Consider the following 12546-nt stretch of genomic DNA (forward strand, 5'->3'; position numbering starts at 1 on the left):
ATCATGTTGACCGTGTATAACACCCTGACCCGCCAGAAAGAAGAGTTCAAACCCATCGAGCCCGGCAAGGTGTGTATGTACGTGTGCGGCATCACGGTGTACGACCTCTGTCATATCGGCCATGCGCGCATGTTGACGGTCTTCGATGTGATCTACCGCTGGCTGAACGCGTCCGGCTACGACGTCACTTATGTGCGCAACATCACCGATATCGAGGACAAAATCATCAAGCGCGCCGCCGAGCGCGGCATTCTGCCGCAGCAACTGGTGGAAGAGACCATCGCCGAGATGCATCAGGACGCCGCGGCGCTGGGCCTGTTGCCGCCCACCTTCGAACCGCGCGCCACCCATCACGTGCCGGGCATGGTGGCCTTGATTGAAAAGCTGATCGCCAACGGCAAGGCCTACGCCGCCGACAACGGCGACGTGTATTACGCTGTGCGCGAGTTCGAGGGCTACGGCAAACTGTCCGGCCGCACCCTGGACAAGCTGCGCGCCGGCGAGCGAGTGGAAGTGGACCCGCACAAGCGCGACCCGCTGGACTTCGTGTTGTGGAAGGCCGCCAAGCCGGGCGAGCCGTCCTGGGACAGCCCGTGGGGGCCGGGGCGTCCGGGTTGGCACATCGAGTGCTCGGTGATGAGCTGCCACCATCTGGGCGAGCATTTCGACATCCACGGCGGCGGCGAGGACCTGCAGTTCCCGCACCATGAGAACGAAATCGCCCAGTCCGAGGGCGCTCACGGTCATCAGTACGTCAATTACTGGCTGCACAACGGCTTCATCAACGTCGACGGCGAGAAAATGTCCAAATCGCTGGGCAACTTCTTCACCATTCGCGACGTGCTGGGCCATTTCGACGGCGAGGTGATCCGCTTCTTCATCGTGCGCAGCCATTACCGCAGCCCGGTGAACTACACCGATAGCATTCTCGCCGACGCCAAGCACGGCCTGACCCGGCTCTACACCGCCTTGCGCGGTCTGGAGCTGCCGGCTTCCGCCGGCATAGACTGGAAGGACCCGATCGCCGCTCGCTTCCAGGCGGCGATGAACGACGACTTCAACTCCTCTGAAGCAGTGGCGGTGCTGTTCGAGCTGGCCGGCGAAGTCAACAAGAGCCGAGATCCGCGGCTGGCGCGCCTGTTGAAGGACTTGGGCGGCGTGTTGGGCTTGCTGCAGCGCGACCCGGAAGATTTCCTCAAGGGCGGCGTCAGCGCCGGCGAGTTGACGGCCGAGGAGGTGGAGGCGTTGATCCAGGCGCGCAAGGACGCGCGCGCGGCCAAAAACTGGGCCGAATCCGACCGTATCCGCGATGAATTGATCGCCAAGGGCATTGTGCTGGAGGACGGCGCACAGGGTACCATCTGGCGTCGCGCCTGAGTGGTCGCCGCCGTGGTTGACAGTGGATTTGGCACTTGTCAAGCGGCGGCAAAGCGCGGATAATCAATAGTTTCGCAAGCAGTACAGGCAAATCCCCTGTACCCGATTTGAAAGGAAGACACATGAAAACCGATATTCACCCGAATTACAAAGATCTGACCGTTACCTGCTCCTGCGGTAGCCAGTTCGTGACCAAGTCGACCATGTCCAAGGACGCGTTCGGCATTGAAGTTTGCTCCAACTGCCACCCGTTCTACACCGGCAAGCAGAAGATCGTCGACACCGCCGGTCGCGTTGACAAGTTCAACCAAAAGTTCGGCGGCTTCTTCAAGCGCTAAGCGCGGAGCGAGTTGGACACCCAGAAAAAGGCAGCCCAGGCTGCCTTTTTTCTATAAGAGTCTGTTGACGGTCTAGCGAGCAAGAGCGAGACAAGGCGAAAACGACTGAGAAAGCGGAATGTACACACGGTACATGAGCATTTCGAAGGCGTTTTCAACGGCCTATCGCCGACGCGCAGCAGATTGTAAACCGGCTCTATGATTCCGGCGCGCCGGCGGCGCAGGATCCTGGCAGATCCCCGCCGGCCGCGCGCGTATCCACATCTGCAAGGTTGAGGCCATGGCGATCCACATCGTTTATCTGTCCCACGGCGGCAAGAAATACTACGACCAGACCCGCTTTTCCGTGTTGAGCCTGTTGCACTTGCTGCTGAAGCAGCAGCGGCAGGACGTGAAGATCATGGTGTACACCGACGCGCCGGACAGCGTGCCCGCGCACCCGCTGGTCCGCACGGAGACCTTGAGCCGGGCGCAATTGCAAGCTTATCGCGGCCAGTTCGACTATGTGCACCGCATCAAGCTGGAAGTGATGTTGAAGGCGGCGCGCGAACTGGGCACCGCCGTGCTGTACGTGGACTGCGACACCCGCTGGCTGCGCGTGCCGGACGAGTTATTCGCCCGGCTGGAAGAGGGGAAGGCCAGCTGCATGCACGTCAACGAAGGCGTGTTTGGTCCCGGCTTCTTCCCGGACTATCTTGCCGCGGTGGACAAGCACGGCGCCGAGCTGCGCAAGATGGGGGTGGCCGACGTCCGGGGCCTGGCGATGTGGAACGCCGGCGTGGTCGGCGCTTCCGCCGACATGGTGCCCTTCTTCGAAACTGCCTTGCGCGTCAACGACTTCCTGCTGCCGCGCGTGGAAGCGCGCAACTGGACCGAGCAGCTGGCCTGGTCGCTGGTGGCCTGCGACGGCCGCGAGCCGCTGGCGCTGGGGGATGCGCTGCACCACTACTGGAACTACAGTTACGAGGCGCCGCTCTACTTGGCGGAGGTGTTCGCCGGCATGGAACCGGGATGGGACGTGGCGCGTCAGGCCGAGTACTGCGGCGAATTCGCCTGGGACGAGTCGCGCTTGAAGACGATACAGGCCGATCCCGAACATAAACGCCAGCGCCGCCGCAACAAACTGCGCAATTCCATTTCCAAGCGCAAGGTGGATTGGCGCATTCTGATCGCCCGGCTGCGCGGCGCATTGCCGTCGGCCGATTGAAACCGTTTGAACGAGACTCATGCTCACTTATTCGGAACAATCCCAAACTCTGGCCAAGCCCACGGAAAAACCGTGGATCTTGCTGCTGTTGTGTTTCGTCTGGCTGTGGCCGGGCATCATAGGCCACGATCCATGGAAGCCGGACGAACCCTTCGTGCTGGCGGCGGTCCAGGGCATGCTGGACACCGGCAATTGGCTGTTGCCCACGGTGCAAGGCGCGCCCTATCTGGATAGCCCGCCCTTGTACTATTGGGTGGCGGCCATCATGGTCAAGCTGCTGTCTCCCTGGTTGTTGGCGCCGCACGACGCGGCGCGGCTGGCCACGCCCTTGTTCATGGCCCTGGCCTTGTTGCTGGCCGGCATGGCCGGCCGCGACCTGATCGGCCGCCGTCACGGCCGCAGCGTGGTGATGGTGCTGATAGGTTGCGTAGGCCTGGTGGAAACCGGCCATCAGCTCACCTCGGTGGTGGCCGGCTTCGCCGGTTTCGCGGCCGCCTTCTACGCCTTGTCCTTAACCCTGAGGTCGCCCGGCATGGCCGGCGCTTTACTGGGCGCGGCCAGCGCGGCGATCTTCCTCAGCGCCAGCCTGATGGAGCTGATGTTGCTGTGGATGGTGGTGTTGTTGCTGCCGGCTTTCTCCGCCTGGCGCAGCAAGCAGTATGCAATCACCGTGCTGCTGGCGTTGTTGATCGCCGCGCCCACCTCCTTGGTGTGGCCGCTGGCGCTGGCCAAGAGCCATCCGGACGCGTTCAGCCTCTGGTGGAACGACTACTCGCTGGGACAGCTCAACGGCTTCGGCCGGGTGCAGCTGTTTCACGACTTCGGCTACTACAGCCTGAACGCCCTGTGGTTCGCGTTCCCGGCCTGGCCGCTGGCCGGCTGGACCCTGTACCGCAACCGGGAGAGGCTGGATCAGGCGCGCTTACAACTGCCGCTGATGTTCTTCGCCGTGGTGCTGATTCTGCTGACCTTGTCCAGCCGGCCCAATATGACCTACGCGATGCCGCTGCTGCTGCCGCTGTCCTTGCTGGCGGCGGTGGAGCTGGACAACCTCAAGCGCGGCGCGGCGGCCTTCCTCAACTGGTTCGGCCTGATGACCTTCGGCTTCTTCGCTCTGCTGGTGTGGTCGGGCTGGGCGGCGATGAACTTTGGCTGGCCGCGGGGCCTGGCCGGGCGCGCCCAGTACTTCAGCCCGTATTACCAAGCCCATGTCTCCAGCTTGGCTGCGGTGTGCGCGGTGATCGCCACCCTGGTGTGGCTGTGGGCGTTGACGCGCAAACATTTGCGCGGCCGTCAGGCCATCAGCAACTGGGCGGCGGGCCTGACCCTGCTGTGGGGCTTGGGCATGACCTTGTGGCTGCCTTGGTTCGACGCCGCCAAGAGCTACCGGCCGGTGGTGGAGCGGATGATGAAGGCGCTGCCGGCCAACGCCGCCTGCGTGGCGACCGAGAGCCGCAATCAGCTGGCGCTTATCAGTTGGCGCTATTACGCCGGCCTGGATCTGGTGTCCTATCCAGCGGGCAACGCCTCGCCTTGCGACTACCAACTGGTGGTGCGCTCTGAGGACGAGGGCATTGCCGAGCCGGGCTGGGAGGTGCTGTGGTACGGCTCCCGGCCGCGCGAGCAGAACATGATGTTTGCGCTGTTGCGGCGTATTCATCCGCATTAGCAAGAAAACCCCCGCATTTATTCATGAATGCGGGGGTTTTTCATTGACTGCGCGCCGGTTCAGCTTTGCAGTTCTTCCAGGTTCTCGAACAGCTTCAGCGCTTCCGGGTTGGCCAGCGCGGTGACGTTGCTGACCGGTTGGCCGTGGATCACGTTTTTCACCGCCAGTTCGACGATCTTGCCGCTGATGGTTTTGGGAATGTCGGAGACGGCGATGATCTTGGCCGGCACGTGGCGCGGGCTGGTGCCGGTTTTGATCTGTGCCTTGATCCGCTGCTGCAGGTCTTCGTCCAGCCGCGCGCCGGCGCGCAGGCGCACAAACAGTAATACGCGCTCGTCGTCCTGCCATTGCTGGCCGACGGCGATGCTCTCCAGCACCTCGTCGAATGCCTCCACCTGGCGGTAAATTTCGGCAGTGCCGATGCGCACGCCGCCGGGGTTGAGCACTGCGTCGGAGCGGCCGTAGATGATCATGCCGTCGTGGGCGGTGAGTTCGGCGTAGTCGCCGTGGCACCAGATATTGTCGAAACGGCCGAAATAAGCCTGGCGGTACTTGCCGCCGTCGGCGTCGTTCCAGAAGCCCACCGGCATTGACGGGAAGGGGCGGGTGCACACCAGTTCGCCCTTCTCGCCGCGCACCGGGCGGCCGTACTCGTTGTAGATGTCCACCGCCATGCCCAGGCCGCGGCATTGCAGCTCGCCGCGATAGACCGGCAGGCTGGCGCAGCCCAGCGCGAAGCAGGACACGATGTCGGTGCCGCCGGACACCGAGGCCAGATTGATGTCGGTCTTGATGTTGGCGTAGACCCAGTCAAAGCTTTCCGCCACCAGCGGCGAGCCGGTGGAGAACACTGCGCGCAGCGAATCCAGTTTCCATTCCCTGGCCGGCACGATGCCGCTCTTGCGCAGGCCGTCTATGTATTTGGCCGAGGTGCCGAAGTGCGTGAAGCGTTGCCGCTCGGCATAGTCCCACAGCGTGCGGCCTTCGCCGACGAAGGGCGAGCCGTCGAACAACATCAGCGCCGCGCCGGAAGCCAGGCCGGACGCCAGCCAGTTCCACATCATCCAGCCGCAGGTGGTGAAGTAGAACAGACAGTCGCCGTGGTGCACGTCGCCATGCAGCTGCTGTTCCTTCAGATGCTGCAGCAGGGTGCCGCCGGCGCCGTGGACGATGCACTTGGGTTTGCCGGTGGTGCCGCTGGAATACAGGATGAACAGCGGGTGCCTGAACGGCAGCCGTTCAAAGTGCAGCGCTTGCGCTTGATACGCGGCGGTGAAATCCGTCAGGGTAACGGCCTTGGGCACGTTTTCCGCGAACACGCCGGTTTCGCCCAGATACGGCACCACGATGATTTGCCGAACCGAGGGCAGCGCCTCCGCCAGCGCCGCCATCTTGGCGCGGATGTCCACCGCCTTGCCGGCGTACCAGTAGCCGTCCGGGCAGAACAACAGCTTGGGCTCGGTCTGGCCGAAGCGTTCCACTGCGCCGTCCACGCCAAAGTCCGGAGAACAGCTGGTCCACACCGCGCCCAGGCTGTTGGCGGCCAGCATGGCGGCGATGGTTTCCGGCATATTGGGCATGAAGCCCGCCACGCGGTCGCCTGCCTGGATGCCGGCGCCGCGCATGGCTTGCTGCAGCAGCGACACTTGGGCGCGCAGCTCGCGCCAGCTCCAGCGCCGTTGCAGCTTGTCCTCGCCCCAGAACACCAACGCGTCGCCGTCGTCGTCGCGGCGCAGCAGGTTTTCGGCGTAGCTCAGCCGCGCTTCCGGAAAGAAACGGGCGGCCAGCATATTGTCGCCGTCGCTCAGCGCCGTTGAACCCTTGTCGCCGATCACGCCGCAGTAATCCCAGACCAACGACCAGAAGCGGGCCGGATCGGCCACGCTGGCGCGCCACAGCTCGGCGTAGCCGTTTAGCTTGCGGTCATAGGCCAGCTCGGCCAGCTTGGTGAAGGCGGTCAGGTGGGCGCCGGCCAGGCGGCCGGCGGAGGGGGTCCAGATGGGCGTGTCGGGGGTCATGCTTTCTCCTGATATTTTCTCCGCGCGCCGGCCCATGGACGGGCGGCGGCTTGTTATTGCTCCGGTTTGGCGGCGCGTTTGTCGGCAAAGGCGTAAGCCAGCTTGGAGGCCGGCGGTTTGCCCAGCGCGTCGGCGATGAACCAGGCCGTATCCACCAGCGCGGCCAAATCGACGCCGGTATCGTGGCCCTCGCCGTGCAGCAGGTAAACCACGTCTTCGGTGGCGACGTTGCCGGAAGCTCCCTGAGCATAAGGGCAGCCGCCAAGGCCGGCAACAGAAGAATCGAATGTCATCATTCCCGCGTTCAAACACGCATGAATATTGCTGATCGCCATGCCGTAAGTGTCGTGAAAGTGGCCGGCAAGCTGTGTGATTGGCACAGCCTTGCTCACTGCGTCCAGCATCGCCAGCACGCTGGACGGCGTGCCCACGCCTATGGTGTCGCCCAGCGATATTTCATAACAGCCCATGTCCAGCAGGCGCGCGGCCACTTCCGCCACCTTGGCCGGCGCGATGCGGCCTTCGTAAGGACAGCCGACTACGCAAGACACATAGCCGCGCACCGGCACGCCGGCCGCCTGCGCGCGCGCCATGACCGGGGCGAAGCGTTGCAGGCTTTCGGCGATGCTGGCGTTGATATTGCGCCGGCTGAAGCTTTCGCTGGCGGCGCCGAACACGGCGATTTCACGCGCGCCGGCGTCCAAGGCGGCCTCCAGCCCCTGTTCATTGGGCACCAGCACGGGGTAGGAAACCGGTCCGGCCAGGTCCAGGCCGGCCAGCACCTCGGCGCTGCCGGCCATCTGCGGCACCCATTTGGGCGAGACGAAGGCGCCGGCTTCTATGCTGCGCAGGCCGCTGGCGGCCAGGCGGCGGATCAGCTCCAGCTTGACCGCGGTGGACAGCGGCTGTTTTTCGTTCTGGAGCCCGTCGCGCGGACCCACTTCCACAATCTTCACATGCGGCACTTCGGCTCTCCGTTAGCGGCGGCGCGGCTGCACCGGGATGTAGATATCCATCTGGCGTTGAGGCTGGTCCGGCGCGCAGCGTCCGTCGTAGCGCTCGAAGGTGCCCAGCGGCGCTTGTTCCCATTGTTTAGACGCCGGCAGCCAGTCCTGCATGATGTAGCGCCAGGCGGCCTGGATCGCCTGGCCGAACTCGGCGTCGCTGCCGGCCGGCTGGGTGGTGAACACCGCGCACTTGGCCGGCGGCGTGCGCCGCTGCTCGCAGCCGGGTGGCAGCGGCAAGGGCTGCGCGCATTCCATCCCTATCATATAGCCGAAGCGGCCCGTGTCCGGGTCGAAGTCGTGGATCAGCCCGTATTCGGCGGCGTCGGCGCGGCCCAGCGCCGCCAGCAGCGGCTGGCGCAGCGTGGCCGCGTATTCGCCCCAGAACTCGGGGATCTGGCGCAGGTTGTCGCCGTTCTCCATCCGGGTGGCGATGCTGTAGCCGGCCAGGTTCAAGCCGGGGTGATTGATGATGATGGGGTCCATAAGGTTCACTCCGCTTCGAAGTCGACCAGTTCGTCGCCGTCGTTGACCTGCTCGCCGGTGCCGAAATAGAAAGCCTTGACCACGCCGTCCGCCGGCGCGGGGATGGTGTGCTCCATCTTCATCGCCTCCAGGATCAGCAGCGGGTCGCCCTTGTTGAGTTTAGTGCCGGTGGCGGCCAATAGGGCGACGATGCGGCCCGGCATTGGCGCTTTCAAATGGGTTTCGCCGTGTACCTCCTCGGCGGCCACCGCCAGCGGGTCCAGCCACTGCGCCTCTAGCCGGCGGCCGGCGGCGAACAGCACTCGTTGTTGACCGTTGCGGGCGACGGCGGCTTCCAGTTGTTTGCCGTCCAGCCGCGCGCGCAGCGTTCCACCGTCCAAGCGGCCGGCGGCGGAGAAGCGGCGGCCGGCGGCTAGGATCTCGAAGCCGTCTCCCTGATGGCACAGCGTCGCCGGGTAGTCTTGGCCGTCGATGTGGAAAACGAGCTTGCGGCTGAGCGCGCTGTTGAGCCGCCAACCGGCGGCCACCGGGTAGCCGTCGGGCGCGGTCAGCGCTTCGGCCAGGGCCAGCAGCGCCAGTTGTTCGGCGTCGGGCGCGCTTGGCGGCGGCAGCAGCGCGTCGTGATGGCGGGCAATCAGGCCGGTGTCCACCTGGCCGCCGGCGAAGCTGGCGTGCTGCACGATGCGGCGCAGGAAGGGAATATTAGTGGTGACGCCGGCCACTTGGTAGTCGGCCAAGGCCGCGTCCAGCCGCTGCAGCGCCTGGACGCGGTCCTCGCCCCAGACGATGAGCTTGGCGATCATCGGGTCGTAGAAGGGTGAGATGCTGTCGCCGGCGGCCACGCCGGTGTCGATGCGCACGACGTCGGACTCCGCCGGCGCGCGCAAGTGATAGAGGGTGCCGGTGGCGGGCAGGAAACCCTTGTCCGGGTCTTCGGCGTAGATGCGCGCCTCGATGGCGTGGCCGTTGATGCGCAGCTGCTCTTGGCTCAAGGGCAGCGGCAGGCCGCTGGCGACGGCCAGTTGCCAGGCCACCAGGTCTTGCCCGGTGACCATCTCGGTGACCGGGTGCTCCACCTGCAGCCGGGTGTTCATTTCCATGAAGAAGAAGCGGCCGGGGCTGCCGTCGGCTAGCACTTCCATGATGAATTCCACGGTGCCGGCGCCGACATAGCCCACCGCGCGCGCGGCGGCGCAGGCGGCCGCGCCCATCGCTTCGCGGGTGGCCGGCGGCAAGTCCGGCGCAGGCGCTTCCTCCAGCACTTTCTGATGGCGGCGTTGCACGGAGCAATCGCGCTCGAACAGATACACGCATTGGCCCTGGCGGTCGGCGAACACCTGGATTTCCACATGGCGGGAGCGCGGCAGGTATTTCTCCACCAGCACCTTGTCGTCGCCGAAGCTGGCGCGTGCTTCGCGCTGGCAGGAGGCCAACGCCGCTTCGAAGTCCGCGGAAGCGTCCACGATGCGCATGCCCTTGCCGCCGCCGCCGGCGCTGGCCTTGATCAGCACCGGGTAGCCGATGGCGTCGGCCTGGCCGCGCAGGAAGTCCGGTTCCTGACGCTCGCCGTGATAGCCGGGCACCAGCGGCACACCGGCCTGTTCCATCAGCGCCTTGGCCGCGGATTTGCTGCCCATCGCGGCGATGGCGGAGGCGGGCGGGCCGATGAAGGCGATGCCCGCGGCTTCGCAGGCTGCGGCGAAGTCCTCGTTCTCGGACAAGAAGCCGTAGCCGGGGTGGATGGCTTGCGCGCCGCTGCGGCGGGCGATGTCCAGGATCAAGTCGCCGCGCAGATAGGAGTCCGCCGCCGGAGCGGGGCCCAGCCGGTAGGCTTCGTCGGCTAGTTTGACGAAGCGGGCGTCGGCGTCGGCGTCGGAATGAACGGCGACGGTGGCGATGCCGAGCGCGCGCGCGGTCTTGATCACCCTGCATGCTATCTCGCCGCGGTTGGCGATCAGTATTTTATTGAACATGGTCCGTCCCTTGTTTCTTGTTCGCGTCATGACCAGTTGGGCGGCCGTTTGTCGAAGAAAGCGGCCAGGCCCTCGCGCGCCTCGGCGCCAGCGCGAACGCTGGCGATCTGGCCGGCGGTGTCCTCCAGCAATTGATCGTCCCAGGGCGAGCCCTCGCGCAGCATGGCCAGCAAGTCCTTGGCCGAGGACAGCGCCTGCGGCGCGCCCTGGGCCAGCGCCTCGGCGATGTCGGCCACGCGCGCGTCCAGCGTCTCGGCCGGCACCACCTCGTGCACCAGGCCGATGCGCAGCGCCGTGGCGGCGTCTATGCGCTCGGCGGACAGGAAATAACGCCGCGCCTGACGCCAGCCTATCGCGTCGGCCACATAGGGGCCGATGGTGGCCGGCACCAGACCCAGCCTCACCTCGGTCAGGCCAAACTTGGCGGCCTCGGTGGCGATGGCCACGTCGCAGACCGCCGCCAGGCCGGTGCCGCCGGCCAGCGCCGCGCCGTGGATGCGGGCGATCACCGGCTTTTTGCTGCGGTAGACGCTCTTGAGCATGGCGGCCAGCCGCTGAGCGTCGGCCAGGTTCTGCTCCTCGCTGTAACCGGCGGCGCGGCGCATCCAGTCCAGATCCGCGCCGGCGGAAAAGCTCTTGCCGCGGCCGGCCAGCACGATGACGCGGCAGTCCGCCTGCAATTGCAGATGGGTGAAGGCGGCGGTCAGCTCGGCGATCAGGGTTTCGTTCATCGCGTTGTGGATGTCCGGCCGGTTCATCCAGATCGTCGCGGTCTTGCCGCTGTGTTCGATTTCAAGCGTGGTGTAGCTCATCGGTATCGCCTCTCGCCGTCACATCCGGAACACGCCGAAGCGCGTGCTTTCCACCGGGGCGGACAGGGCCGCCTCCAGCGCCAGGCTCAGCACTTCGCGGGTTTGCGCCGGGTCTATCACCCCGTCGTCCCACAGCCGCGCGCTGGCGTAATAGGGGTGGCCCTGGCGTTCGTATTGTTCGCGCACCGGTCCTTTCAGCGCTTGTTCCTGCTCGGGGCCGAAGGCGTCGCCCAGTTGTTCTTTCTTCACCTGGGCCAGCACGCCGGCCGCCTGTTCGCCACCCATCACCGAGATGCGGCTATTGGGCCACATCCACAGGAAGCGCGGCGAATAAGCGCGGCCGCACATGCCGTAGTTGCCGGCGCCGAAGCTGCCGCCTATCAGCACGGTGAACTTGGGCACGCGGGCGCAGGCCACGGCGGTGACCAGCTTGGCGCCGTCCTTGGCGATGCCGCCGTTCTCGTACTTCTTGCCCACCATGAAGCCGGTGATGTTCTGCAGGAACAGCAGCGGAATGCCGCGCTGGCAGCACAGCTCGACGAAATGCGCGCCCTTGAGCGCGGATTCGGAAAACAGGATGCCGTTGTTGGCGATGACGCCGACGCGGTAGCCGTTGAGGCGGGCGAAGCCGGTGACCAGGGTGGCGCCGTAGTTCTGCTTGAATTCGTCGAACTCGGAATCGTCCACCAGCCGGGCGATGATCTCGCGCACGTCGAAGGGTTTTTTCGGGTCCGCCGGGATCACGCCGTAGATCTCCTCGGCGGCGTAGCGCGGCGGACGCGGTTCGGCACGGTCCAGCTCGCCCTGTTTGCGCCAGTTGAGGCCGGACACGATGCGGCGGGCGATGGATAGCGCGTGGGCGTCGTTTTGCGCCAGGTGGTCGGCCACGCCGGACACGCGGGCGTGCACATCGCCGCCGCCCAGTTCTTCGGCCGTCACCACTTCGCCGGTGGCCGCCTTCACCAGCGGCGGGCCCCCCAGGAAGATGGTGCCTTGTTCCTTGACGATGACGGTTTCATCCGACATTGCCGGGACATAAGCGCCGCCGGCGGTGCAACTGCCCATTACCACCGCAATTTGCGGAATGCCGGCGGCGGATAGATTGGCCTGGTTGTAGAAGATGCGCCCGAAGTGCTCGCGGTCCGGAAACACCTCGTCCTGCAAGGGCAGGAAGGCGCCGCCGGAATCAACTAGATACACGCAGGGAAGACGGTTGTCGCGCGCGATTTCCTGGGCGCGCAAATGCTTCTTCACCGTCATCGGGTAATAGGTGCCGCCCTTCACCGTGGCGTCGTTGGCGATGATCAGGCAATCCACGCCGGCGATGCGGCCGATGCCGCTGATCAGGCCCGCGCCGGGCGCGTCGTCGTCGTACATGCCGAAGGCGGCCAGCTGGGACAGTTCCAGAAAAGGCGCGCCGGGGTCCAGCAGCAGATCGATGCGTTCGCGCGGCAGCAGCTTGCCGCGGGCGGCGTGCTTGGCGCGCGCCTTGTCGCCGCCGCCCAGCGCGGCCTTGGCCACCTTGTCGCGCAGATCGGCCACCAGCGCGCGCATCTTGTCGGCGTTGGCCTGGAAATCCGCCGCGCGCGGCGAGAGTTTGGATTCGAGGATGGGCATATCGTTTTACCTTGTCATTCGCTATCGACGAGGCGCACTGTCAAG

General features: G+C 65.5%; 10 protein-coding genes. 4 read left to right on the top strand and 6 right to left on the bottom strand.

Annotated elements, in window-relative coordinates; genetic code table 11:
• The first annotated feature begins 3 nt into the window (after positions 1-3).
• From cysS to ACUXV1_RS10635, 4 genes are all read left to right on the top strand, one after another.
• Complete coding sequence (cysS, locus tag ACUXV1_RS10620) at positions 4-1377, top strand: cysteine--tRNA ligase (RefSeq protein ID WP_446015379.1); 1374 nt, start codon at positions 4-6, stop codon at positions 1375-1377.
• Between the two features lie 122 nt (positions 1378-1499).
• Positions 1500-1715 carry a 50S ribosomal protein L31 gene (gene rpmE / locus ACUXV1_RS10625; protein WP_043634312.1) on the top strand — a complete coding sequence of 72 codons (216 nt, stop codon included), beginning with the start codon at positions 1500-1502 and terminating at the stop codon, positions 1713-1715.
• A 280-nt stretch (positions 1716-1995) separates the two neighbouring features.
• Positions 1996-2922 (top strand): hypothetical protein, encoded by a 927-nt coding sequence (locus ACUXV1_RS10630; RefSeq protein WP_043634309.1) that lies wholly within the window; start codon positions 1996-1998, stop codon positions 2920-2922.
• 19 nt (positions 2923-2941) lie between these two features.
• A complete protein-coding gene (locus ACUXV1_RS10635; RefSeq protein WP_203391087.1) occupies positions 2942-4591 on the top strand; it encodes a hypothetical protein in 1650 nt (549 codons plus the stop codon).
• Between the two features lie 59 nt (positions 4592-4650).
• On the opposite strand, the gene ACUXV1_RS10640 is transcribed toward ACUXV1_RS10635, so the two are convergent.
• From ACUXV1_RS10640 to ACUXV1_RS10665, 6 genes are read right to left on the bottom strand one after another with little or no spacing between them, the layout of a single operon-like run.
• Positions 4651-6609 carry an acetoacetate--CoA ligase gene (locus tag ACUXV1_RS10640; RefSeq protein WP_446015380.1) on the bottom strand — a complete coding sequence of 653 codons (1959 nt, stop codon included), beginning with the start codon at positions 6607-6609 and terminating at the stop codon, positions 4651-4653.
• A 53-nt stretch (positions 6610-6662) separates the two neighbouring features.
• Positions 6663-7574 (bottom strand): hydroxymethylglutaryl-CoA lyase, encoded by a 912-nt coding sequence (locus ACUXV1_RS10645; protein WP_081556036.1) that lies wholly within the window; start codon positions 7572-7574, stop codon positions 6663-6665.
• A gap of 12 nt (positions 7575-7586) precedes the next feature.
• Positions 7587-8099, bottom strand: coding sequence for a GyrI-like domain-containing protein (locus ACUXV1_RS10650; RefSeq protein ID WP_043593850.1), 513 nt, complete (start codon positions 8097-8099; stop codon positions 7587-7589).
• Positions 8100-8104: 5 nt separating this feature from the next.
• On the bottom strand, positions 8105-10072 hold the full coding sequence (locus ACUXV1_RS10655; protein ID WP_446015381.1) for an acetyl/propionyl/methylcrotonyl-CoA carboxylase subunit alpha: 1968 nt from the start codon (positions 10070-10072) through the stop codon (positions 8105-8107).
• Positions 10073-10098: 26 nt separating this feature from the next.
• Entirely contained in the window at positions 10099-10884 is a 786-nt protein-coding gene (locus ACUXV1_RS10660; RefSeq protein WP_203391083.1) for an enoyl-CoA hydratase-related protein, read from the bottom strand.
• A gap of 18 nt (positions 10885-10902) precedes the next feature.
• Positions 10903-12501, bottom strand: coding sequence for a carboxyl transferase domain-containing protein (locus ACUXV1_RS10665; RefSeq protein ID WP_203391082.1), 1599 nt, complete (start codon positions 12499-12501; stop codon positions 10903-10905).
• Positions 12502-12546: the final 45 nt, after the last annotated feature.

The sequence above is a fragment of the Chromobacterium sp. W521 genome (assembly GCF_052805975.1).

What these genes read in the sequence shown, in the direction of transcription:
- ACUXV1_RS10665 (WP_203391082.1), bottom strand. Translation starts at nt 12,501, where the DNA reads ATGCCCATCCTCGAATCCAAACTCTCGCCGCGCGCGGCGGATTTCCAG.
- ACUXV1_RS10640 (WP_446015380.1), bottom strand. Translation starts at nt 6,609, where the DNA reads ATGACCCCCGACACGCCCATCTGGACCCCCTCCGCCGGCCGCCTGGCC.
- ACUXV1_RS10650 (WP_043593850.1), bottom strand. Translation starts at nt 8,099, where the DNA reads ATGGACCCCATCATCATCAATCACCCCGGCTTGAACCTGGCCGGCTAC.
- rpmE (WP_043634312.1), top strand. Translation starts at nt 1,500, where the DNA reads ATGAAAACCGATATTCACCCGAATTACAAAGATCTGACCGTTACCTGC.
- ACUXV1_RS10635 (WP_203391087.1), top strand. Translation starts at nt 2,942, where the DNA reads ATGCTCACTTATTCGGAACAATCCCAAACTCTGGCCAAGCCCACGGAA.
- ACUXV1_RS10630 (WP_043634309.1), top strand. Translation starts at nt 1,996, where the DNA reads ATGGCGATCCACATCGTTTATCTGTCCCACGGCGGCAAGAAATACTAC.
- ACUXV1_RS10655 (WP_446015381.1), bottom strand. Translation starts at nt 10,072, where the DNA reads ATGTTCAATAAAATACTGATCGCCAACCGCGGCGAGATAGCATGCAGG.
- ACUXV1_RS10660 (WP_203391083.1), bottom strand. Translation starts at nt 10,884, where the DNA reads ATGAGCTACACCACGCTTGAAATCGAACACAGCGGCAAGACCGCGACG.
- cysS (WP_446015379.1), top strand. Translation starts at nt 4, where the DNA reads ATGTTGACCGTGTATAACACCCTGACCCGCCAGAAAGAAGAGTTCAAA.